Origin of the sequence: Streptomyces caniferus (assembly GCF_009811555.1) — a bacterium.
GTDB classification, from domain to species: domain Bacteria; phylum Actinomycetota; class Actinomycetes; order Streptomycetales; family Streptomycetaceae; genus Streptomyces; species Streptomyces caniferus.
Map to the genome: position 1 here is coordinate 221760 of NZ_BLIN01000002.1, position 23237 is coordinate 244996.

At 73.2% G+C, this 23237-nt stretch carries 22 protein-coding genes; 10 read left to right on the plus strand and 12 right to left on the minus strand.

Translation table 11 applies throughout. The features are described 5' to 3' along the window. Positions 1–78: 78 nt before the first annotated feature. The 6 genes from rplS to Scani_RS02835 all read right to left on the minus strand — a co-directional run bounded on the left by rplS (position 79) and on the right by Scani_RS02835 (position 3515). Entirely contained in the window at positions 79–426 is a 348-nt protein-coding gene (rplS, locus tag Scani_RS02810; protein WP_086721202.1) for a 50S ribosomal protein L19, read from the minus strand. Positions 427–559: 133 nt separating this feature from the next. Continuing rightward, positions 560–1369: a tRNA (guanosine(37)-N1)-methyltransferase TrmD gene (trmD, locus tag Scani_RS02815; RefSeq protein ID WP_159469677.1), complete on the minus strand. Its 810-nt coding sequence runs from the start codon at positions 1367–1369 to the stop codon at positions 560–562. Continuing rightward, positions 1369–1914 (minus strand): ribosome maturation factor RimM, encoded by a 546-nt coding sequence (gene rimM, locus Scani_RS02820; protein WP_159469679.1) that lies wholly within the window; start codon positions 1912–1914, stop codon positions 1369–1371. The genes trmD and rimM overlap by 1 nt, the downstream gene beginning before the upstream one ends. A 171-nt stretch (positions 1915–2085) precedes the next feature. Then, positions 2086–2325 carry an RNA-binding protein gene (locus Scani_RS02825; protein WP_003980229.1) on the minus strand — a complete coding sequence of 80 codons (240 nt, stop codon included), beginning with the start codon at positions 2323–2325 and terminating at the stop codon, positions 2086–2088. Positions 2326–2327: 2 nt separating this feature from the next. After that, on the minus strand, positions 2328–2768 hold the full coding sequence (rpsP, locus tag Scani_RS02830; RefSeq protein ID WP_006602842.1) for a 30S ribosomal protein S16: 441 nt from the start codon (positions 2766–2768) through the stop codon (positions 2328–2330). 156 nt (positions 2769–2924) lie between these two features. Then, positions 2925–3515, minus strand: a complete 591-nt coding sequence (locus Scani_RS02835) for a hypothetical protein (RefSeq protein WP_159469681.1) — start codon at positions 3513–3515, stop codon at positions 2925–2927. Between the two features lie 533 nt (positions 3516–4048). On the opposite strand from Scani_RS02835, the gene Scani_RS02840 reads away from it, so the two are divergent. From Scani_RS02840 to Scani_RS02875, 8 genes are all read left to right on the plus strand, one after another. Beyond that, a complete protein-coding gene (locus Scani_RS02840; protein WP_159469683.1) occupies positions 4049–4915 on the plus strand; it encodes a methyltransferase domain-containing protein in 867 nt (288 codons plus the stop codon). A gap of 79 nt (positions 4916–4994) precedes the next feature. Beyond that, positions 4995–5966: a GntR family transcriptional regulator YhfZ gene (yhfZ, locus tag Scani_RS02845; RefSeq protein WP_246295462.1), complete on the plus strand. Its 972-nt coding sequence runs from the start codon at positions 4995–4997 to the stop codon at positions 5964–5966. 238 nt (positions 5967–6204) lie between these two features. Continuing rightward, entirely contained in the window at positions 6205–6609 is a 405-nt protein-coding gene (locus Scani_RS02850) for a transcriptional antiterminator (protein WP_159469685.1), read from the plus strand. Beyond that, positions 6606–6965 carry a DUF2620 domain-containing protein gene (locus Scani_RS02855; protein ID WP_159469687.1) on the plus strand — a complete coding sequence of 120 codons (360 nt, stop codon included), beginning with the start codon at positions 6606–6608 and terminating at the stop codon, positions 6963–6965. Before Scani_RS02850 ends, Scani_RS02855 begins: the two co-directional genes overlap by 4 nt. 1 nt (position 6966) lies before the next feature. After that, positions 6967–8481, plus strand: coding sequence for a YhfT family protein (locus Scani_RS02860; RefSeq protein WP_159469689.1), 1515 nt, complete (start codon positions 6967–6969; stop codon positions 8479–8481). Between the two features lie 53 nt (positions 8482–8534). Continuing rightward, positions 8535–9521: a phosphotriesterase family protein gene (locus tag Scani_RS02865; RefSeq protein WP_159469691.1), complete on the plus strand. Its 987-nt coding sequence runs from the start codon at positions 8535–8537 to the stop codon at positions 9519–9521. Then, positions 9518–10732, plus strand: coding sequence for an aminotransferase class V-fold PLP-dependent enzyme (locus Scani_RS02870; RefSeq protein WP_159469693.1), 1215 nt, complete (start codon positions 9518–9520; stop codon positions 10730–10732). Before Scani_RS02865 ends, Scani_RS02870 begins: the two co-directional genes overlap by 4 nt. A 2-nt stretch (positions 10733–10734) precedes the next feature. Further along, positions 10735–11904, plus strand: a complete 1170-nt coding sequence (locus tag Scani_RS02875; protein WP_159469695.1) for an alanine racemase — start codon at positions 10735–10737, stop codon at positions 11902–11904. A gap of 63 nt (positions 11905–11967) precedes the next feature. Here Scani_RS02875 and ffh read toward each other — a convergent pair whose 3' ends face one another. The 5 genes from ffh to nsdA all read right to left on the minus strand — a co-directional run bounded on the left by ffh (position 11968) and on the right by nsdA (position 19843). Next, positions 11968–13515, minus strand: coding sequence for a signal recognition particle protein (gene ffh, locus Scani_RS02880; protein ID WP_159469697.1), 1548 nt, complete (start codon positions 13513–13515; stop codon positions 11968–11970). A 96-nt stretch (positions 13516–13611) separates the two neighbouring features. Continuing rightward, complete coding sequence (locus Scani_RS02885; RefSeq protein WP_159469699.1) at positions 13612–16158, minus strand: [protein-PII] uridylyltransferase; 2547 nt, start codon at positions 16156–16158, stop codon at positions 13612–13614. 177 nt (positions 16159–16335) lie between these two features. Beyond that, entirely contained in the window at positions 16336–16674 is a 339-nt protein-coding gene (locus Scani_RS02890) for a P-II family nitrogen regulator (protein WP_159469709.1), read from the minus strand. Further along, positions 16671–18011 (minus strand): ammonium transporter, encoded by a 1341-nt coding sequence (locus Scani_RS02895; protein WP_159469711.1) that lies wholly within the window; start codon positions 18009–18011, stop codon positions 16671–16673. The genes Scani_RS02890 and Scani_RS02895 overlap by 4 nt, the downstream gene beginning before the upstream one ends. A 359-nt stretch (positions 18012–18370) precedes the next feature. Next, complete coding sequence (nsdA, locus tag Scani_RS02900) at positions 18371–19843, minus strand: transcriptional repressor NsdA (protein WP_159469713.1); 1473 nt, start codon at positions 19841–19843, stop codon at positions 18371–18373. 479 nt (positions 19844–20322) lie between these two features. Here nsdA and Scani_RS02905 point away from each other — a divergent pair, with 479 nt between their 5' ends. After that, positions 20323–20991: a bifunctional DNA primase/polymerase gene (locus tag Scani_RS02905; RefSeq protein WP_159469715.1), complete on the plus strand. Its 669-nt coding sequence runs from the start codon at positions 20323–20325 to the stop codon at positions 20989–20991. A gap of 154 nt (positions 20992–21145) precedes the next feature. Here Scani_RS02905 and ftsY read toward each other — a convergent pair whose 3' ends face one another. Next, positions 21146–22375 carry a signal recognition particle-docking protein FtsY gene (ftsY, locus tag Scani_RS02910; RefSeq protein WP_159469717.1) on the minus strand — a complete coding sequence of 410 codons (1230 nt, stop codon included), beginning with the start codon at positions 22373–22375 and terminating at the stop codon, positions 21146–21148. 232 nt (positions 22376–22607) lie between these two features. Here ftsY and Scani_RS02915 point away from each other — a divergent pair, with 232 nt between their 5' ends. Then, positions 22608–23210, plus strand: a complete 603-nt coding sequence (locus Scani_RS02915; protein WP_246295464.1) for an FAD-dependent oxidoreductase — start codon at positions 22608–22610, stop codon at positions 23208–23210. Positions 23211–23237 lie beyond the last annotated feature (27 nt).

Consider the following 23237-nt stretch of genomic DNA (forward strand, 5'->3'; position numbering starts at 1 on the left):
GGCCGGATCCGGGCACCGTACGCGAGCGTCGGTTTGCGTTGCCCCGGCGCAAAAAATCGTGCTCCGGGGCGGCCCGGCTCAGTTGTCGCGCTTCTCCTTGATCTTCGCGGCCTTGCCGCGGAGCTCACGGAGGAAGTACAGCTTGGCGCGACGGACGTCACCGCGGGTCACGACCTCGATCTTCTCCACGATCGGGGTGTGCACCGGGAAGGTGCGCTCGACGCCGACGGAGAAGCTGACCTTGCGGACCGTGAAGGTCTCACGCACGCCGGCGCCCTGACGGCGGATGACAACGCCCTTGAACTGCTGCACACGGGAGCGGTTGCCCTCGATGACGCGGACGTGGACGTTGACGGTGTCGCCCGGGCGGAAGGCCGGGATGTCGCTGCGCAGCGACGAGGCGTCGACGGAGTCGAGAAGGTGCATGACCTACTGCTTTCTTCGCTGATGCCACAGGTCATCAACGGGATATCGGAAATGAGGTGTCGGATGCCGTTCCGTCGGGCGGGCGTCGTTCCCCCTGTGGCAGGGGCGCGCGCCGGACGCACACAGCAGCGGCCTATTCTTCCACGGCCCCGGCCGTCCGCCCAAATCGGCCGTCCTCACCCGCGGACCAGCCGAGAGCGGCCAGGATCGCCCGGTCGTGCTTGTCGAACGCGGCGGGGTCGGCGCGCTCGATCAGATCGGGGCGGTTGAGGTCGGTGCGGCGGAACGCCTCGTCCCGGCGCCAGCGGGCGATCTTGCCGTGGTGGCCGCTGACCAGGACCTCGGGGATGCCGCGGCCGCGCCACTCGGGGGGCTTGGTGTAGACGGGGCCTTCCAGGAGGTCGGCCATCGCGCCGGGGGCGAAGGAGTCGTCCTGGTGGGAGGCGGCGTTGCCGAGGACGCCGGGCAGCAGCCGGGCCACCGCCTCGACCATGACCAGCACCGGTGCCTCGCCGCCGGCCAGGACGTAGTCGCCGATGGAGACCTCGCGGACATCGACGCGGTCGCCGTACTCCTCGATGACGCGGCGGTCGATGCCCTCGTAGCGGGCCGGGGTGAACACCAGCCAGGGCTTGGCCGAGAGTTCGACGGCGAGCTGCTGGGTGAAGGGGGCGCCGCTCGGGGTGGGGACGACGATCACGGGTTCGCCCTCACCGGAGGCGAGGATCTCGTCGAGCGCCTCGCCCCACGGCTCGGGCTTCATGACCATGCCGGGGCCGCCGCCGTAGGGGGTGTCGTCGACGGTGTTGTGCTTGTCGTGGGCCCATTCCCGCAGGTCGTGGATGCGCACATCGAGCTGTCCGCGGGCCCGGGCCTTGCCGACGAGGGAGACGTTCAGCGGTTCGAGGTACTCGGGGAAGATCGTGACGACGTCGAGCCGCATCAGCTGTCCTCGCGGCTGGAGGCGATCTCGGCCTGGCTGTCGTCGAGGAGGCCGGGCGGCGGGTCGATGACCGCGCGCTGCTCCTCCAGGTCGATCTCCGGGACGATCTCGGAGACGAACGGGATCAGGACCTCGCTGCCGTCGGGCCGCTGGACGACCAGCAGGTCCTGGTAGGGCAGATGGGAGATCTCGGTGATCCGGCCGACCTCGGTGCCGGCGCGGGTGACGACGTCGAGGTCGATCAGCTGGTGGTCGTAGTACTCCTCGGGGTCCTCGGGGACCTCCTCGGGGTCGACCTCCGCGATCAGCAGGGTGTTGCGCAGCGCCTCGGCGGCCGTGCGGTCCGCGACGCCCTCGAAGCGCAGCAGCAGCCGGCCGCTGTGCACCCTGCCGGCCGTGATGGTCAGCGGTCCGACGGAGGACGGTTCGGTGGCGAGGACGGCGCCCGGGGCGAGCCGCAGCTCGGGCTCGTCGGTGCGTACCTCTACCGTGAGTTCGCCCTTGATGCCGTGGGCGCGGCCGATCCGTGCCACTACCAACTGCACGCTGTTCTCTCTCCCCTTTTTGCGGCTGAACCGCCGCCGCTTTCGCGGAGGTGGCCGAGGACCGTCGTGGATTCTCCATTGATGGTGACGAGGGTGGATCCGCGGTCACCAACGAACTCGGGCCGGGGACGGCCCGAGGGCCCTCCCCGGCCCGAGCCGGTGTTCAACTTGTCAGCGGACCTGGTCCACGTCGACGAGGTCGACGCGGATGCCACGGCCGCCGATGGCGCCCACGACGGTCCGCAGAGCACGGGCGGTACGGCCGTTGCGGCCGATCACCTTGCCGAGGTCGTCGGGGTGGACCCGGACCTCGAGCACGCGCCCCCGGCGCAGGGTGCGCGAGGCTACCTGCACGTCGTCGGGGTTGTCGACGATGCCCTTGACGAGGTGCTCGAGGGCTTCCTCGAGCATGCTCAGGCCTCGGTCGACTCGGAGGTGGACTCGGCCGCAGCCTCGTCCGCCTTCTTGTCAGCCTTCTTCGCCTTCGGGGTGATGGCCTCACCCTTCGGCTCGTCGCCGGAAGCCTTGGCGGCGGCCTCGAAGAGGGCGCGCTTGTCGGCCTTCGGCTCGGCGACCTTCATCGGCGCCGGGGCCGGCAGACCCTTGAACTTCTGCCAGTCGCCGGTGACCTTGAGGATGGCCATGACGGGCTCGGTCGGCTGCGCGCCGACACCCAGCCAGTACTGGACACGCTCGGAGTCGACCTCGATGCGCGAGGGGTTCTGCACCGGGTGGTACAGACCGATCTCCTCGATGGCCCGGCCGTCACGGCGGGTACGGGAGTCGGCGATGACGATGCGGTAGTGAGGCGCGCGGATCTTGCCCAGACGCTTCAGCTTGATCTTGACTGCCACGGGAGTGGTGTCTCCTGGTCTTGACGTGGTGGGGCACAACGGGATGCCACGTGGGGTTGCGGTACTCGGGGTGCCCGATGGACGCGTCAGCCGGAGGAGAGAGGGGTCCTATGCGACTGTCGAGTACAGCTAGCCATTGTGCCACACGCCCATGGGTCAGCCGACCGCGGCCACCTCGGGGATCCGGAAGGGCTTGCCGCAGCCGCCGCAGACGATCGGCGCCTGGGCGAGCACGGACGGCACGACGCGGACATTGCGCCCGCAGTCGCAGACGGCCTTGACGCGGACGCCCCCTCCGGAGGAGCCGTGCCGGGCGGCCGGGCCCCGGAAGCTGCGGGCGGTGTCGGTGGCGGTGGCGGCGGTGTGTGCCTTGAGAGCTCTGGCCAGCCGTTCGATGGTGGGGCGGTAGCGCCTCCTGGCCTCGGGGTTGAGCGTGACCAGGGAGAAGCCGCTGCTGGGGTGCGGCTCGTCGACGTGGTCCAGGCCCAGCTCCTCGGCGATCGCCAGGAAGCGGCGGTTGTGGTAGCGGCCTGCGCGGGAGGTGTCGCGGACGCCGCGGGCGGCGGCGATGCCGTGCACTGCCTCATGGAGCAGCCGTTCGAAGGAGAGTTCGGCGCCGCAGGCGGACGAGGACTCTCCGATCAGGGACTCGGGCGCGGCCAGGTCCGGCAGCTCGGGGTGGTGCCGTTGAATATCGGCCCAGGCGAGCGCCAGTTCGGCGGCGAGGACAGGCGGTGTCGTGCTCACGTCGTGACAACGAGCCGGGGTCGTCCGGTGTTCCGATTCCGGGGCATCCCAAATAATTTGCACGTACCAGTCAGTTTCTGGTCATGAGGCATGCCCGGGGCGGGTGCGCAGATCTGCGCAGAAGGCGCCCAGCGGGCCTCAAGCCGGTACGTATCCCCGCGTACGCCGCATGGCGTAGCCGGTCGTATACCGGGGCAACGATCACCGCGGCGATGGTACGGGGGGCGCCTGTGCCCGGCGCCACCGGCTCGCGTCCCACCGTAGGGGCCGGTGGTGGAGGGTGTCCGGACGGCCCCCGCGACCCGGGTGGCGGGCGCTGCCGTGGCGGAACGGCGCCGGCCGGGTCACCCTGGAACGGCGTTCCAGGGAGCGGGCCCGGCGCACACGGGGGCGCGCGGGAGACAACCCCGGCGCACCCCCTGGACGCCCGGACGAATGCGCAGTTGTCTGGATCGCGGGGGCGCACAACGCGCGAACACGGGGGCGATCGGTACGGAACAGCTTCGGGTTCTCGGCGAATAGGGGCGCTATCGATGTCACCGACGCTCGTGCGGCACCAGCTTCCGCACTCCGGATCCATGCGCTGCGACGACCCGCCCGTTCCGGCCGGGTCACGGGCCCGCACCCGTGACTGGGCCGAGATCCAGGAGCGGATGCTGGTCCCGCTGTACGAAGCCGCGTACGACCGCCTGGGCATCGGTCCGGCCACCCGCCTGCTGGGGCTGGGCTGTGGCTCCGGGCTGGCGCTGCTGCTCGCGGCGGCGCGCGGGGCGCAGGTCAGCGGGGTGGATGCGGACGAGTCCCGGCTGGAGCTGGCGCGCGAGCGGCTCACGCCGGACGGTATGCCGGAGCACACCCGGCTGGTCAGTGGCGGTCTGGAGGACGCGGTGCCCGAGGGCGCCGCCTTCAATGTGGTCACGGCGTTCCATCCGGTGGGCTGTGTGACCACGGTCGAGGGGCTCACGGCGTCGTTGACCGCGGCGGCCGGGCTTGCGGAGCGCGGCAGTGCGGTGGTGCTGGGCGGCTGGGGCCCGGTGGAACGGTGTGCCACGGCCGGGGTGCTGCGGATCGCGCGGCGGCTGACCGATGCGCCGGACGACTGCGGTGTCGGCGGCGCCGGGTGGTGGCCCAGCAGCCGGGACGATCTGGAGGAGCTGGCGGAGCGGGCCGGGCTGCGGCCCGACGGCTCGGGCCGGGTGGCCTGCCCGTTCGGGTACGCCGATCTGGCGAGCGCGGTGCGCGGCCTGCTGTCGACGGGGCTGTTCGATACGGCGCTGGAGGCGTCCGAGCAGCGTCAGGTGGAGAAGGAACTGGCGGAGGCGTTGCATCCGCATCAGCGGGCGGACGGGACGGTGTGGATGCCGAACGTGTTCCGCTATCTGATCGCGCGGACGAGGTAGCGCGGGGCGGCGGCGATGCCGAGGGTGGGCATCCGGCAGGCGTTTGGCAGTATCCAGGATCCTGTTTACTGTCATTTGTGTGAACGGTATCCACGGCCCGGCCGGGCTCGACGAACGGTTTCTGACCCGCAACGGGCACACCGCCCGGCAGGTGGCGGCCCTGCTGCTCGGGCAGGGCACCGACGGCGCCGGGGCACGGCTGCCGCGGGTCCGCGATCTCGCCGAGCGGCTGGGGGTGGGCAACGGCACGGTGCAGGCCGCGCTCCGGCTCCTGGAGGAGGCGGGCGCGATCACGACCGTCGCCCGGGGCCACCTCGGGACCTTCCTCGTCGGGTCGGACCGGGCCGTGCTGTGGCGGCTGTCCGGCCTCGGCACGGTGCTGGCCGCGATGCCGCTGCCGCACTCGCGGCGTTTCGAGGGCCTGGCGACCGGGCTGCGGACCGCGTTCGAGGAGGCCGGCGCGCCGTTCGCGATCACTTTCCTCCGGGGTGCGGCCGCCCGGGTCGCGGCCGTGGCCGAGGGCAGGGCCGAGCTGGCGGTGCTGTCGCGTTCCGCCGCCGACCGGCTGACCGGGCAGCAGGCCGTCGAGCTGATCGCCGATCTGGGCCCGGCCACCTACGCGGGCGGGCACGGCCTGCTGTTGCGGCCCGGGATCACGCTCGGCTCCCCCGGGCTGCGGATCGCCGTCGACGCGGCCTCGGACGATCAGCGGATGCTCACCGAGCGGCTCTTCGCGCACCGCCCGGACGTGGAGCGGGTGCCGTGCTCCTCCCTGGAGCCGTGGGAGGAGCTGGCCCGGGGCCGGGCCGACGCGACGGTGTGGAACCTCGACGAGGTACCGGCTCAACCGGCCGCGGAGATACAGGTGTTGCCGCTGGGCGACGAGCTCACCCGCGATCTGGCGGTGCGCCATGCGAGTGCCGCGCTGATAGGCCGCACGGGGGAGGCGGGGGCCGGGGCGCTGGCGGCCGTACGGGGCGCGGTGGAGTGGTCGACGGTCACCGCCGTACAGGGCGAGGTGCTGCGGGGCGAGCGCGTTCCGGCGTACTGAGCCGTCGGCCGCGCTCCGGTGGGGTGAGCTGCCCGCGCCGGCGGGTCACCCGGCCCGTACGCAGGCGCCGTTCGGCCCGGGGTCCGCGGAGCGGGCAGGGAGGGACGGCCGGCCGGTCATCCGGCCGACAGGCCGCGACAGGCCGGACGCCTCGGCCACCGGCAAAAAGTGACGGCACGTCGAGAAGCAGAATCCAGAATCCTGGTTACTGTTGCCTTCGAGGGAAGGACGGCCGCCCATGGAATCCCGGCTCGCCCGGCGCATCCGGCTCTTCCGCGACAGCGGGCAGGTGCGGCCCGAGGTCGCCGCGTTCGTGGCGGCCGAGCTGGAAGCACTGGCCGTCGAGGGCCGGCCGGTCACCGAGGACAGCGCGGGAATGCTCACCAGCCATCTGCTGATGGCGCTCACCCGGCTGCTGGACGGCGGGAGCGTCGTGCCGTCCGGTACGGAGGCGGCGGTGGCCGAGGAGCTCGCGGCCCACCCCGAGGCGCTGGCCCGGGCCCGCGCGCTCGCCGTACGGGCCCACCGCGAGCTCGGCGCGCTGCTCCCCGGCCCGGAGGTCCACTTCCTGGCGCTGCATCTGGCCGTATGGCGCGGGGGCCCGGCGGTGCCCGCGGCCCGACCGCGAAGGGACACCCCATGACCAAGATCCTCACCGGTGGCCTCGGCAAGTCCGAGGTCGCCGGCCGCGTGACCGGGCTCGGGCTGCCGGGCGTGGAGATCGTCGTCAGCAGCGACATGGACGCGGCGGTGCAGCTGCGGGCCGGGCGGGCCGACTACTTCCTCGGCACCTGCCACACCGGGGCCGGGGCCTCGCTCGGAGTGCTGGTCGGGCTGCTGGGCTCGGCCGTCTGCCACACGTTCGGGCGGTCGGTGCCCACCGCCGAGCAGATCGAGGCGCTGCTCGACGAGGGCAAGAAGGTGTTCGGCTACGCCGTCGACCAACTGGACGCGGTCACTCCCGTGCTCGCCCGCGCCATCGCCGCCCGTACGTCCTGACATGACCGGACCCACCGCCGCCGCGCACCAGGCCGTCGCCGCGGCCGGCGCCCTCGGCTTCTCGACGGCCGGTCAGGTGACCGTCATCGGGCTGTGCGCGCTGACCGCCTACCTGGCGCATCTGGCGCTGGCGGTGTTCAACGACGGCGTACGGCCGTTCCTGCTGGACTTCCTCCACGGGCGGACCACCCGCAGTGCGACCGGTGCCGTGTCCTTCGGTCTGTCGGCCGGGTTCGTCTTCGGTCTGGGCGCGCCGATGGCGCTGTCGTCGGGGGTGCTCAATCCCTGGCTGGTGTTCCTGCCGACCGATCTGCTGGGGATTCTCGCGCCGAAGAAGTGGCTCGCGCCGGTGCTGGGCGGGGCCTGGGGCGCGGTGGTGGTGTTCGGGCTCAGGGGCGCCAACGAGGCGGCGCACGAGCTGCCGGTCGATTTCCTGACGGCCATGCAGCAGATGTCGACGCCGATCCTGTACCTGTTCACGCTGTTCCCGGTGCTGGCGGTCAGCAAGCAGTTCGGCCGGCTGCCGGGCGCGGTGGCGGGCGTGGTGGAACTCGCGCTCGTCGTCGTCACGATGAAGCTGTGGCCGAAGGTGTTCGCCGGGGCGCCGGCGATGGCCGCGGGGGTGCTGCTGCTGATCGGATTCGCGGTGGCCAAGGACCTGCGGCAGCGGCGCGGGGACCGGGCCCGGGCGGCGGACGAACGGGCCCTGGCGGCAGACAACCGGGCCTTGGCGGCAGAAGCGGGGGTGCCGGCCCAGGTGGCACCGGCGGAGGCCCCGGCGGCACAAGCGGAGGACCGGCCGGCAACTACGGAGGCCCGCGCGGCAACCACGCAGGCACGGGCCGCGGTCCAGCGGCCCCCGGTGCCGGACGACGACCCCATGGTGTCCCTGTTCAGTGCGAGCGCGGCCCGGCTGCGCCGCCATCTGCCGCTGTTCATGCTGCTGGGCGGCGGGGTGTGCCTGCTGGCGCAGTTGCACATATTCGGCGGCGGTGAGGCGACGAGCTTCCTGATCGCGAAGGGGCGGTCCGTGGAGGCGGCGCAGGTCGACTTCTACCGTGCCTTCGGGTTCCTGCCGCTCATCGCCACCACCGCGCTGGCCTCCGGTGCGTACGGCATCGCGGGCTTCACCTTCGTCTACCCGATCGGCTATCTGCTGCCGAGCCCCTGGTGGGCGCTGGTGTGCGGGGCGCTGGTCTTCGCCGTCGAGGTGCTGGCGCTCAGCGGGATCGGTCGGGTGCTCGGCGGGCTGCCGTCCGTGCGCGACTGCTCCGAGCAGTTGCGCGGCGCGATCGGCGCGACGTTGCAACTGGCGCTGCTCTTCGGCTCGTTGCTGGCCGCCCAGGCGATGGGCGGCGGGCTGGGCATCCTGCTCGTCGGCGGGCTGTACCTGCTGAACGAGGCGATGGGGCGGGTCGTGGTCCGCACGGCCGCGGGGCCCGCCGCGGTCGTCGTCGGCGGCGTCCTGCTCAACGTCCTGTACTGGCTGGACCTGTTCACCCCTCTCACGTCCTGACGGGATCGCTCCCGGACGGGGTTCGGCCGCGCCGGGCGGCCGGGAAGGCGCTGATGAACGCTTCACTGCAGACCGTCTCGGGCCCGCTGCCCGCTTCCGCCGTGCGCGGGCCGGTGCTCGCCCATGAGCATCTGGCGCTCGACCTGACCCGCGGCGCCGACAGCGCGGCGACCCTGACGCCCGGGCACCGGGCCGCGATCACCGAAGAACTGGCGTCGCTGCGCGCCGAGTTCGGCCTCGGTCTGCTCATCGAACTCACCTGCCGGGGCATGGGGCGCGACGTGGCCGCGATGGCCCGGATCGCCGCGGATTCGGGGGTCGCGGTCGTCGCGGCGACCGGCTGGTACTACGAGCCCTTCCACCCCGCGGAGCTGAGCCGCACCAGCGCGGAGCGGCTGGCCCGGACCCTGGTCGGGGAGATCGAGCGCGGCTGCGGCGGCTCCGGGATCCGTCCGGGAGTGATCGGCGAGGTCGGCAGCCACGGCGACCGGCCGAGCGAGCCGGAGGCACGGACGCTGACCGCGGCGGCGCTCGCCGCCACGGCGACCGGTCTGTCGGTCGCGACCCACGCCCAGTTCGGCCGCGGCGGCCTCGCCCAGCTGGAGCTGCTGACGGCAGCCGGGCTGTCGCCGGACCGCGTCAGCATCGGCCACCAGGACCTGCTCGACGATCCGGCGGTGCACCGGGAGCTGGCGGCGGCCGGTGCGTACATCGCGTTCGACACCGTCGGCAAGGAGAGCTATCAGAGCGACCGCGTACGGCTGCGGCTGCTGCTGGCGCTCCTGGAGTCCGGGCACGCCGACCGGGTGCTGCTCAGCTGTGATGTCTCCCGTCACGGCTACCTGGTCAGCGAGGGCGGGATGGGCTACGGGCATCTGTTCCGGTCCTTCCTGCCGCGGCTGCGGGCGGCCGGTGTGGACGAGGAGATGATCGACCGGCTGACGCGGCGCAATCCGCTGCGGTTCCTCACGGGGCGGGACGGGGCGGACGACGGGCCGCCGGAGCCGGGCGGCGGCCGGGCGGACGGTGCCCCGCGGTGAGCGTGCGGCTGCCCCGCACCTTTCCTCTGCCGACGGTCACGGTGCCCGACGCCGTGGAGCGGCAGTTCCGGCTGCTGGAGTGCACCGCCCGGCACTTCGAGGGACCCGAGCTCTTCACGGCGGATGCCGGGGTGGTGCCGGGGCCGGGCCGCCCGCGGACCACCGCCAAGGTCGAGGCGGTGCTCGCCGACTTCTTCGGGGCCGAGGCCGCGGCGCTGGTGCAGGGCGCGGGGACCGGCGCCCTGCGGGCCGCGCTCGGGGCGGCCCTGGAGGCGGGCGATCCGCTGCTGATCCACCGCGCGCCGGTCTACCGCACCACCGCCCACACCCTGCGCGGCCTGGGCCTGCGGGCCGTCGAAGCGGACTTCAACGATCCGCGGGAGCCGGCCCGCGCACTGGCCTCCGGGGACTTCCGCTGGGCGTACGTCCAGCACACCCGGCAGCGCCTCGCGGACTCCTACGACCCGGGCGCCGTACTGGCGGCCTGCCGGGCCGCCGGCGTCCGCACCGTGGTGGACGACAACTATGCGGCGCTGCGGGTGCCGGAGTGCGGGGTCGAACTGGGCGCCGACATCTGCTGCTTCTCCCTGTTCAAGCTGCACGGCCCGGAGGGCGTCGGCGCCGTGGTGGGCGCGGCGGACCTGGTGGCGCGGGTGCACCGGGACAACTACTCGGGCGGCGGACAGGTCCAGGGTCACCAGGCCCTGGACGCGTTGCGGGCGCTGACGCATGTACCGGTGATGTGGGCGGTGCAGTCGCAGGTGGCGGCCGAGGTCGCCGGGCGGCTGACGGCCGGTGAGGTGCCGGGCGTCGCCGAGGCCGCGCTCGCCAACGCGCAGGACCGGTGTGTGCTGGTGCGCCTGGCCCGCCCGCTCGCCCGCGCGCTCCCGGCCGCCGCCGCACGGCACGGCGCCGCCCCGTACCCGGTCGGCGCCAACTCCCGTTACGAGATCGCCCCGCTCGTCTACCGCCTCTCCGGCTCCGCACTGGCCGACGCCCCCCACCTCGCCGACTGGGCCGTACGGATCAACCCCATGCGGGCCGGGGCCGACCTCGTCCTGGACATCCTGCGGCGGTCACTGACGGACCTGCGGGGCGGCGGGGAGGACCACGACGCGGGCCGGTGTCCGCCGGCTCGTGCGACGGGCGCCGCCGCGGGCACTCCCCGGCCGGCGCGCGCCGTGCCGCCCGCTCCCGGTCCGGAGGACTGACCGTGTTCCTCGACACCGTCCTCGCCCGCAATCCCCGGCTGGTGGCCTGTGCGACCGAGCTGCACCGAAGCGGAGCCATCCCGCCCGACACCTACGTCATGGATCTGGACGCGATCTCCGCCAATGCCGCGCTGCTGGCCGAGGAAGCCGGCCGGCTGGGGCTCTCCCTCTGGTTCGTGATCAAGCAGCTCGGCCGCAGCCCGGCGCTGATCCGGGCCGTCGCCCGCCATATCCCGCGCTTCGCCGCCATCGACCCGCCCGAGGCGCGGGCGCTGCACAGAGCGGGCGCCCTGGCCGGGAACCTCGGCCATCTGGTGCAGATCCCCCGCCGTGCGCTGCCCGAGATGCTGGCCTGGCGCCCGGAGGCGGTCACCGTCTACGACCTCGCCAACGCCCGTGCCGTCTCGGAGGCGGCCGGCCGGCTCGGCCGCGTCCAGGACATCCTCGTCCGGATCGAGGCGGCACCCGGCGCGGGGTATCCGGGGCAGGAGGGCGGGGTGCCGCCGGACGGGGTCGGGGCGTTCGCCGCCGCGGCGGAGCGGCTGCCGGGCGTACGCGTCGCGGGCGTGACGGCCTTCCCCTGTCTGCGGTGCGATCCCGGTACGGGCCGGCCGCTCGCCACGTCGAACCTCGCCCTGGCCCGTACGGCGCGGAAGGTGCTCGCCGAGCGGAGCGGGATCGACCCGGCCGGGCTGCTGCTGAGCGCCCCCGGTGTCACCTCGATGGCGAGTCTGCCGCTGCTGGCCCGGCTCGGTGCCACGCACGGGGAGCCGGGGCACGCGCTGACCGGCACCACTCCCCTGCACGCCGGCGGGCCGCGGCAGCCGGAGACTCCCGGCTATGTGTATGTGAGCGAGATCGCGCATGTGCTCGCCGACGGCCGGCCGGCGCTGTTCGGCGGCGGCTTCTACCCGCGGGCGACCCTCCGCTCCGCGCTGATCCCGCGCACCGGCGCGCGCCTCGCGGTGCAGGACGCCCCGCCCGGCCACATCGACTACTACCGGCTGCTGGCGCCCGGCGCCGCGCGGCCGGGCGACACCGCCGTACTGGCCTTCCGTACCCAGGTGTTCGTCACCCGCAGCACGGTCGCGGTCGTCTCGGGCCTCGCGGACGGGGCGCCCGAGCTGACGGGGTGTTACGACCCGTGGGGGCGGCCCGTCGGGGAGTGCTGAGAAAGGCAGCGAGCCCCCGGCCGCCCGGGGGCGGTCAGGGGCTCGGGTGCCGAAGCCGTGGGCTCAGCCCATGAACTTCTTGAACTCGTCGGGGAGTTCGAAGTTCTGCGGGTCCTGGCCGCCCTGCGGCAGGCCCAGCGGGTTGCCGGACTGGGCGGCCTCGCGGCGCGCCGCCGCGGCCTCCTCCTCGGCCTTCCGCTTCATCGGGTTGCCGCTCTTGCGCTTGCCCTTGGCCTGCTTGACCTGCTTCTTCTTGCGGGCGCCACCGCCCATGCCAGGCATCCCCGGCATCCCGGGCATGCCGCCGCCCTGGGCCATCTTGGACATCATCTTGCGGGCGTCGAAGAACCGCTCGACCAGGCCCTTGACCGCGCTGACGTCGACACCGGAACCCTTGGCGATACGGGCCCGGCGCGAGCCGTTGATGATCGTCGGCTCCTGGCGCTCGGCCGGGGTCATCGACTTGATGATGGCGGCCGTGCGGTCGACCTCGCGCTCGTCGAGGTTGTTGATCTGGTCCTTCATCTGCCCCATGCCGGGCAGCATGCCGAGCAGCTTGGAGATGGAGCCCATCTTGCGGACCTGCTCCATCTGGGCCAGGAAGTCGTCGAGGGTGAACTCCTTGGGCCCCTTCGCCAGCTTGGCCGCCATCTTCTCGGCCTCGTCCTGGCTGAAGGTCTGCTCGGCCTTCTCGATCAGGCTGAGCATGTCGCCCATGCCGAGGATGCGGGACGCCATGCGGTCCGGGTGGAACGCGTCGAAGTCGTCCAGCTTCTCGCCGTTGGAGGCGAACATGATCTGCTTGCCGGTGACATGGGCCACGGACAGCGCCGCACCACCGCGGGCGTCGCCGTCGAGCTTGGAGAGCACCACGCCGTCGAAGCCGACGCCGTCGCGGAACGCCTCGGCGGTGTTGACCGCGTCCTGACCGATCATCGCGTCGACGACGAAGAGGATCTCGTCGGGGCTGACCGCGTCGCGGATGTCCGCGGCCTGCTGCATCAGCTCCTGGTCGATGCCGAGGCGGCCGGCGGTGTCGACGATGACGACGTCGTGCTGCTTGGTGCGCGCGTACTCGATCGAGTCCTTGGCCACCTGGACCGGGTCGCCGACGCCGTTGCCCGGCTGGGGGCCGTAGAAGGCGACCTCGGCGCGCTCCGAGACGACCTGGAGCTGGTTGACGGCGTTGGGGCGCTGGAGGTCGCAGGCGACCAGCAGCGGGGCGTGGCCCTGCCCCTTGAGCCAGCGGCCGAGCTTTCCGGCGAGGGTGGTCTTACCGGCACCCTGCAGACCGGCCAGCATGATCACGGTCGGGGGCGTCTTGGCGAACCGCAGCCGGCGGGTCTCGCCGCCGAGGATGCCGACGAGCTCCTCGTTGACGATCTTGATGACCTGCTGGGCGGGGTTCAGCGCCTGGGAGACCTCGGAGCCGGTGGCACGCTCCTTGACCTGCTTGATGAAGGCGCGGACGACGGGGAGGGCGACATCGGCCTCGAGCAGCGCGATCCGGATCTCGCGCGCCGTGGCATCGATGTCCGCCTCGCTCAGGCGGCCCTTGCCCCGGAGGTTTTTGAAAGTACTCGCCAAGCGGTCGGAAAGCGTATCGAACACGGCGGTCGTCGATCCTCGGGGTCGGGGGCGGGGTCCAGTCGGGTTCTAGGGTATCGGGCCGCGCAAGCGAACCAGTCCTGCCCTGCTCCCCGGCCACTACTGCAGAGCCCGCTCCACGGCCCGCGCCACCTCGTGGGCCGCGGCGTCGGCCAGCGGCTCCCCGTCCGCCCCGGTGACATAGAACGCATCCACCGCGTTGGCGCCCAGCGTGCTGATGTGGGCGCTGCGGACGGCGACGCCCGCCGTGTCCAGGGCACGGCCGATGCGGTGCAGCAGACCGTGGGCGTCCTGGGCCCGGACCTCGATGACGGTCGCGGTGCGGGAAATGCCGGTGACCACGGTGACCCGGGGCGGCGGCGCGAGCACCGCGCGTGCCCGGCGGGCGTAGGCGCGTTCGCGCTCGGCGAGACGGGTGGGGATGTCCAGGGAGCCGTCCAGGGCGCGGACCAGGTCGGCGCGCAGCCGGTCGGCGCGCGGCAGCGAGCCGTATTCGGCGGCCACCCGCCAGCGCAGCAGCAGGACAGGTCCCTCGTCGACGGGGTCGAGCAGCAGCAGGTCGGCGGCGCGGACGGTGAGCCGGTGCAGGGCCAGCACACCGGCCGCGGCGGGCAGCACGCCCGGGGTGCCCGCCGGGGCCGTCGCGGGGCGGCGGCCGGGCGCCCGGTGCGCGGGTACGGCGATGAGCAGCTCCACACCGACCGGTTCCCGGGCGGGCGCCCCGTCCCCGTCCCCGGCGTCGGCCGGGGGCTCGGAGCGCGTGTGCAGTGCCAGGACCGGGCCGCCGGTGCGCCGGGCCTCGACCGCCAGCCGCTCCTGCTCCGCGGTCGGCTCGTCGGCGTCGCGCGCCTGCGTCCCCAGCTCCCCCGCGAGCCGCGCGGCGACCCGTTTGACCAGGTCGGCGACGAGTCCGCCGCGCCAGGCGCTCCAGGCGGCGGGCCCGGTGGCCAGGGCGTCGGCCTCGGTCAGGGCGTGCAGCAGCTCCAGGGTGCCGGTGCTGCCGACCGCCTCGGCGACCGCGCCGACGGTCGCCGGGTCGTCCAGGTCGCGCCGGGTGGCGGTGTCGACGAGCAGCAGATGGTGCCGTACGAGGGTGGCGATCACCGCGGTGTCGCGGGCGTCGAAGCCGAGCCGGGCCGCCACATCGCGGGCGATGGTCTCGCCGGCCACCGAGTGGTCGCCGGGCCAGCCCTTGCCGATGTCGTGCAGCAGGGCGGCGACCAGCAGCAGGTCGGGGCGGTGCACCCGGCGGGTCAGGGCACTGGCCCGTACGGCGGTCTCGACGAGATGCCGGTCCACCGTCCAGGTGTGGACGGGGTTGCGCTGGGGACGGCAGCGCACGCGCTCCCAGTCGGGCAGCAGCCGCGTGACGATGCCCTCGGCCTCCAGTGCCTCCCATACGGGCACGGTGTGGGTGCCCGCGCCCAGCAGCGTCACCAGCTGCTCGCGGGCCTCGGCGGGCCACGGCACCGGCAGCGGCCGGGCGGCGGTGGCCGTGGCGCAGCGGCGGATGGCGTGGGTGGCCAGCGGCAGGCCGGCCTGGGCGGCGGCGGCCGCGGCGCGCAGGACCAGCACGGGGTCCCGCTCGGGGCGTGCGGTACGGGCCAGCACCGCCTCGCCGTCGAGTTCGACGACGCCCTCGGCGAGCGGTGAGCGGTCGCCCTTGCCCGCGGTCCGGCCGTGCAGCAGGCCGCGCAGCGTGGGCTTGAGGGAGCGGGCGCGCAGCACCCGGCCGACCTCGCGCCAGGTGACGTCGGCCGCGTAGGAGATGGTGCGGGCGGATTCGTAGGTCTGCCGCAGCAGCGCGTCCGCGTCCAGCATGCCGAGGGCGCCGGCGACCTGGTCCTGCTCCTGGAGGGAGAGCCGGTCGGTGGCGCGGCCGGTGGTCAGATGCAGCGCGTCGCGCGTGTCCAGCAGACGGGTGCGGGCGGCCTCCAGACCGCCGCGCGGGGCGTCGGCGAGCCAGGAGGCGGCGACGGCGCGGAGCGCGGTGGCGTCCCGCAGCCCGCCCCTGGCCTCCTTGAGGTCGGGTTCGAGCAGGTACTGGAGCTCGCCCTGCCGCTCGGCGCGCTCCTGGCACAGGTCGTGGAGTTCCGGGAGCCGCTTGGGGGCGCTCTGGCGCCAGTCGGCGTAGGCGGCGGTGCGCAGCGCGCCGGTCAGTTCCGGGTCGCCGGCCAGGTGGCGGGCGTCGAGCAGGCCCAGCTGCACCTTCAGGTCGTCGCGGGCCGTCTTACGGGCCTCGGCGGGGGTGCGTACGGAGTGGTCGAGGGCCAGGCCGAGGTCCCAGACGGGGTACCAGAGGCGGTCGGCGAGCGCGGCGAGGGCGGCGGTGTCGGCGCGGCCGTCGTGCAGCAGGAGGAGGTCGAGATCGCTGCGCGGGGAGAGCTCGCCGCGGCCGTAGCCGCCGACCGCGACGAGGGCGGTCCCGGACAGGCCGGCGGCGGTGGCGTGCTCGTTCAGCAGGCCGGCCAGCCACTCGTCGGTCATCCGGGCGAGGGCGGCGCGGCGGTCGGGTCCGATGGCCGTCTCGTCCTGCAGGAGCCGCAGCCGGGCCGCCGGGTAGCCGCCGTCCTGACCGGGTACGGGCGCGTCCGCCGGGCGCCCCGCTCCGTCCGGTCCTGCCGTTTCCTCGACGCTCTCCGTCACCTCGCGCGCTCCTCGGTCGTGTCGGTCCCCGCCGTCACCGTCTTCCCCGTGTGCCGCCCCTGCACCTTCAGTCTGGGGCGCCGCGGGGCGGGCGGCCATCCGTCGCCCGGGCGTCGGCCCCGGCCCCGGCGCGGTATCCGCCGCCGGGGCGGGAGCCGCACCAAGGCGGCGGTGCCGTCACAGGGCGTCCGGTCCCCGCTCCCCGGTCCGCACCCGTACCGCGTCGTCGACGGGCACGGCCCAGACCTTCCCGTCGCCGATCTTGCCGGTACGGGCCGCCTTGACGACCACGTCCATCAGCTCCTCGGCGTCGGCGTCCTCGACCAGTACCTCGATGCGGATCTTCGGCACCAGGTCGACGGTGTACTCGGCGCCGCGGTACACCTCCGTGTGCCCGCGCTGCCTGCCGTATCCGGCGGCCTCGGTGAGCGTCAGACCGTGCACACCGAAGGACTGCAGGGCGTCCTTCACCTCGTCCAGCCGGTGCGGCTTGATTACTGCCGTGATGAGCTTCACGCGTCCACCTTCTTTGTCAGGGCCTCGCCGAGTGCCGGTCCCTTGCGGCCGACCGTGCCGCCGCCCGCGCCGGCGAAGTCGTACGCGGTCTCCGCGTGCGCGGCCTGGTCGATGCCGGCGACCTCCTCGTCCTCATCGACCCGGAAGCCCATCACCAGGTCGATGACCTTGGCAAGGACATACGAGACGACCAGCGAGTAGAGCAGCACGCAGACCACGCCGACGGCCTGCCGGCCGAGCTGTTCGAAGCCGCCGCCGTAGAACAGACCCTTGGCCTTGCTCTGCACCCCGCCGGTGGCGAACAGCCCGATGAGCAGGGATCCGACGACGCCGCCGACGAGGTGGACGCCGATGACGTCGAGGGAGTCGTCGTAGCCGAACTTGTACTTGAGGTTCACGGCCATGGCGCACAGCACACCGGCGATGGCGCCGACCGCGATGGCGCCCAGCGGGCTGACCGCACCGCAGGCCGGGGTGATCGCGACGAGTCCGGCGACCGCGCCGGAGGCCGCGCCGAGCGTGGTGAACGAGCCGTGCCGGAGCTTTTCGTACGCCAGCCAGCCGAGCATCGCGGCGGCGGTGGCGACCTGGGTGTTGACGAAGGCGACCGCGCCGATGCCGTCGTCGTTGCCGAGCCAGGAGCCGGCGTTGAAGCCGAACCAGCCGAACCACAGCAGCCCGGCGCCCAGCATCACCAGGGGCAGGCTGTGCGGCCGCATCGGGTCCTTCTTGAAGCCGATGCGCTTGCCGACGACGAGGAGTACGCCGAGCGCCGCCGCACCGGCGTTGATGTGCACGGCGGTGCCGCCGGCGAAGTCGATGACCTTCAGCTCGAAGAGCCAGCCGCCCTCGCCCCAGACCCAGTGGGCGACCGGGAAGTACACGACGGTGACCCACAGGGCGATGAACAGCGCCCAGGCGGTGAACTTCACCCGGTCGGCCAGGGCACCGCTGATCAGCGCGGGCGTGATGACCGCGAACATCAGCTGGAAGACCGCGAACACATAGACCGGAATGGTGCTGGTGCCCCACAGCTCGGTCAGGCCGATGCCGCTGAAGCCGGCGAAGTTGCCGTTCCAGCCGATGAAGCCGCCGCTGTCGGTGCCGAACGCGAGCCCGAAGCCGTACAGGACCCACAGGATCGTGACGATGCCCAGGCTGATGAAGCTCATCATCAGCATGTTCAGCACGCTCTTGACCCGGACCATCCCGCCGTAGAAGAAGGCGAGGCCGGGCGTCATGATCATCACCAGTGCGGAGCAGATCAGCATGAATCCCGTATTGGCGGGGCTGAGTGTCACCTTGTCTGCTGCAAGCGTCAGGATGCCTGGGGGCATCGGCGTCTCCTCGTCGTCGATGCGGCCCGTGCGGGCGTGTTTCTGGTGGGCCGACTTCGCGATGAGGTTGTCGCAGCGTGGTTTCGGCCAAACCTTGCGGGTGTTTCACCGCAGTGACGAAGACGCCCCCCGTGTTACGCCCCGGTGAACTCCGAGGTCAGTCCCGCATCACCCGTTCAACCCACCGAAACCACCAATGGAGCAGCCCCCACGGCGAGCGACCACCTCCGCGAAAGCGGCGCCGGTTCAGGCGCAAAAAGCGAGCCCGACCGCGGCTGCCGCCCGCGTGACCTGGCATGGGGGAGCCGAGTCGGGCTGTACGGGGCGGCGGCCGCGGCCGGAGTGTGAGGGGCGTGCCGTCAGACGGCCGCCGCTGATTCGGGGAGCTGGCGGGCGAGCTCGTCGCTGAGCCGGATCACCTCGGAAACACCGCCGAACTCCCGCGCCGCGGTGTCCACGGTCTTGCGCAGCCGGGTGTTGACCCGCTCCGAGCGGACCTGCCGGGCGAACGGGATCGCCTGCTGCGCCATCTCCGCGCAGGCCTCCGGCTCCTTCTGCAGCAGGTGGACGGTGGCCATCCCGATCAGGTTGAGGGCGTACGAACGCTGGTGCTCGGGGTCCTGGCCGAACAGCTCCACGGCGCGCTCCATGACGGGCTCGGCGAGGGAGGCGTAGGTGGGGCTGCGGCCGGCGACATAGGCGAGGTCGCGGTAGGAGTGGGCGTTCTCGGCATTCAGCTCGGCCTCGGAGAAGAAGCGGATCCAGTCCGGTTCGGGCTCGCCGGGCAGCACGTCGGAGAAGGTGTCCTCGGCCATCCGGACGGCCCGCTTGACCTTGCTGGGCTGGCCCATGCCGGCGTAGGCGCGGGCCTCCATCGCATACAACATGGCCTGGGTGCGCGGGGTGGCCGTCTCACGGCTGCCGTACTGGGCCAGGTGGATCAGCTCCAGTGCGTCGTCGGGCCGGCCGAGGTGGATCATCTGCCGGCTCATGCTGGAGAGGATGTACGAGCCCAGGGGCCGGTCGCCGGCTTCCTTGGAGGCGTGCAGCGCCAGCACGAAGTACTTCTGCGCGGTGGGCTGCAGCCCGATGTCGTAACTCATCCAGCCGGCGAGCTCGGCGAGCTCGGCGGCGACCTTGAACAGCCGCTTGGACACCGCCGCCGGCTGGGGCTCCTGGAGGAGGTCGGTGACCTCGTGGAGCTGGCCGACCACCGCCTTGCGCCGCAGCCCGCCGCCGCACTGCGCGTCCCACTGGCGGAACATCGCGGTCGTCGACTCCAGCAGGTCCAGCTCCGGTTTGGACAGCCGGGCGGGCCGCCGGGCGCGGTCGGGTTCCTCCGGGCCGCCCTGGCCCGCGGGCACCGGGACCAGCCAGCGCTGCATCGGCTCGATGAGGCCGGGGCCGGCGGCGAGGGCGAGGGAGGTGCCGAGGAAGCCGCGGCGCGCCAGCATCAGGTCGCTGCGGGAGAACTCGCTGATGAGGCTGACCGTTTGGGCCCCGGCCCAGGGCAGGTCCACGCCGGAGACGGACGGGGACTGGTGCGCGGAGCGCAGTCCCAGCTCCTCGATGCCGACCACACAGCCGAAGCGCTCGGAGAACAGCTCGGACAGGATCCGCGGGATGGGCTCGCGCGGCTGCTCACCGTCGAGCCAGCGGCGCACCCGGGAGGTGTCCGTGCTGATGTGGTGCGCACCCATCTGGCGTGCCCGGCGGTTGACCTGCCGCGCCAGCTCCCCCTTGGACCAGCCGCTGCGCATGAACCACGAACCCAGCTGCGCGTTGGGTTGTTTGGCGGCGTCGGTGCCGCCACTGCCGCCGTTGCCTCCCACTGGAAGCCCCCATCCCGATCGCTGTCCTGATGCTGGTGCCTGGTGCGAACCGCCCACGGCCCGGCGCCTGTTGCGACGCCTGTCCGGGGTACATCTACCCGACCACGGATTCGGGCCACACCTTTTGGCCTGTGCTCACCGGTGCGTTGCCACCGGCATACCCGTGCGAATGATGCCTCTTCGGGGTTCGTGTACCGAAAGTAATCCTACGATCACGCCTCACGCGAGGGCGATTGCGGAAACGCCACCATTCGCCACCCCTTCGTATGAACTCCCCGACAGGCTCCCGCGATTGACTTGACACAGGTCGAGCACGGCCGGGCGGAACGAAGCGCACAAGGGCTCGCGCGGCGCACCGCACCACCCGGCACACCACGTCACACCACCGGCACCGCGGGCCGGCGACGGAGCGTGAAGGGCGCCACGTCGTCAACCCGCCGACTCGTAACCACTGGCACGCACCACCCGTTGGAGGGGGCATGGGCTTCACGATCGGCGGCATCCGCGAGAGGCGTTCCGGCTCCCGGCGCCGCGCCCGCTCGACCGACATCACGGCGGTGGCGGAGTACACCGGACTGTGGGGCTGGGACGTCGTCCCCGGCGCCCGGGCGGTGCGCGCGGGCAGCGGCCGTACGGACTGCTCGTGCGGCGCCCCCGACTGCCCCTCCCCCGGTGCCCATCCACTGGCCTTCGCCGCGGAGCTGACCGCCGGGGCCACCGGGGAGACGGCCGCCGCGGCCTGGGCGGAGACGCCGGGCGCCGCGCTCCTGCTTCCGGTGGGCCGGTCGTTCGACATCCTCGACGTGCCGGAGGCTGCGGGCCGCAACGCCCTGGGGCGACTGGAGCGGATGGGCCTGCCGCTCGGGCCTGCCGCGGTGACCCCGACCGGCCGCGCGCTGTTCTTCGTCGCCCCCGGCGCGGACAAGGAACTCCCCGACCTGCTCTACCGGATGGGCTGGGACGACGCGGCGCTCGATCTGCGCTCCCTGGGTCCCGGCGACCACATCACGGCGCCCCCCTCCGACCTCGGCGGCCACGGCCCGATGCGCTGGCTGCGCCCGCCGACGCTGGACACCGCGGACCGGCCGCCGCAGGCACGGCTGGTGGTCGGCACCCTCGCGTATGTGTGCCACCGCGCGGCGGGGTGAGGGCGGGCGGCCGCCTCGGCGGTGGCGTGCGTGCCGCGAGGCCGCGGGGCCCGGCAGACCCCGCCGGCCCGGGACACGACGTCGGCCCCCGGTGCCCGCCGTGTGCGGGCCCGGGGGCCAATGACAGTCCGGGCGTGGCGCCCTGGCCGCGGCCTCAGTCGATCAGGGCGTCGACGAAGGCCTCCGGCTCGAACGGCGCCAGATCGTCCGCGCCCTCGCCCAGGCCGACGAGCTTGACGGGGACGCCGAGTTCCCGCTGGACGGCGACGATGATGCCGCCCTTGGCGGTGCCGTCGAGCTTGGTGAGCACCACACCGGTGATGTCCACGACCTCGGCGAACACCCGGGCCTGGACCAGGCCGTTCTGGCCGGTGGTGGCGTCCAGGACGAGCAGCACCTCGCCGACCGGGCCGTGCTTCTCGACGACCCGCTTGACCTTGCCGAGCTCGTCCATCAGGCCGGTCTTGGTGTGCAGCCGGCCCGCGGTGTCGATGAGGACGACGTCGGCGGACTCGGCGATGCCCTCCTTCACCGCGTCGAAGGCGATGGAGGCCGGGTCGCCGCCCTCGGGTCCGCGGACCGTACGGGCACCGACCCGCTCGCCCCACGTCTGCAGCTGATCGGCGGCCGCGGCGCGGAAGGTGTCGGCGGCGCCGAGGACCACGGACTTGCCGTCGGCGACCAGGACCCGGGCGAGCTTGCCGGTGGTGGTGGTCTTGCCGGTGCCGTTGACGCCGACGACCATGACGACGCCGGGGATCTCGTCGCCGCCGTTGCCGATGCCGTTGGCGGTGTGCACGGTGCGGTCGGCGTCCGTGCCGATGAGGGCGAGGAGCTCCTCGCGCAGCAGGGCGCGCAGGTCGTCGGGGGTACGGGTGCCGAGGACCCTGACCCGCTCGCGCAGCCGCTCGACGAGCTCCTGGGTGGGCGCGACGCCGACGTCGGCGGTCAGCAGGGTGTCCTCGATCTCCTCCCAGGTCTCCTCGTCGAGGTGTTCGCGGGACAGCAGGGTCAGCAGGCCCTTGCCCAGGGCGTTCTGGGAGCGGGAGAGCCGGGCGCGCAGCTTGACCAGCCGTCCCGCGGTGGGCTCGGGGACCTCGATCTCGGGCGCGGCGGGCGCCTCGGGCTCGGCGGCCGGTGCCTCGGCCACGGGGGCCTCGGCGGTGGGCAGCGTGACTTCTTCGATGGTGCGACGCTCTTCGTCGCGAGGAGTCTCGGCCTCCTCCCCGACGTGCGGTTCGGCGGGAGGCGCGGTGACGGAGGGCCCGGGGGCGGCCGGCGGGGACGGCGGCAGCTGCTTCTTCTTGCGTCCGCTGACGACGAGCCCGCTGATCGCGCCGAGCACGACCACGGCGATGACTACGGCAAGGATGACGGTTTCCATAACCCCTCCAGTATCAGCCACGCCCCGTCCGTGGGGACCGCACGCGCCGAACCCGGAGCGCCGAACCTGGACGAGCGTTATCCGGATTCAATTCTGGATGTGTAATATCCGGATTCCTCCGCACCGGGACCGACCCGGGCGGCACCGGGGAGGGAATCCGGATGATTGATGTCCTGGTTTTTTCGGGGGCGGATTCGCCTGCCTGTGGAGCGCCGCCGCGGCGGCCCGGCCGGTGATCACCCGGGCGCTGGACACCCTGGGCGCCGAGCCCCGTCTCGGCACGACCGTCACCGCCCTGGACGACCGCGCGGTACACCTCGCGGACGGCGGCACCCTCGCGGCCCGGACGATCGTGTGGACCGTGGGCGTGCGGGCGAGCCCCCTGACCGCACAGATCCCCGCGCCCCGGGACGCGCTGGGGCGGCTCGTGGTGGACCGGCAGCTGCGGGTGCGGGGCGTCGAGGGCGTCTACGCGGCCGGGGACACCGCGGCGGCCCCGGCCGAGGACGGCCACACCGTCACCCAGAGCTGCCGGCACGCCATCCCGCTCGGCAAGGTGGCCGGCCACAACGCCGCGGCCGGCCTGCTCGGCCTGCCGGCGGCGGACTTCGCGCCCGATCCATACCGCACCTGCCTCGACCTCGGGGCGGCCGGCGCGGTGGCCACGGCCGGCTGGGACCGGCGGCTACGGGAGGGGCCGGAGGGGTTCGCCAAGGGGCTCAAGCGCGCCATCAACGAGACATGGCTCTCCCCGCCGGTCGACGACCCCGAGGAGCTGCTGCGACGAGCCGACCACCGGGTGGGCCGGCGGCCGCCCCCACCGCCTCCTGCCTGATCACAGATGCCCGGCTGGACCCTCCGA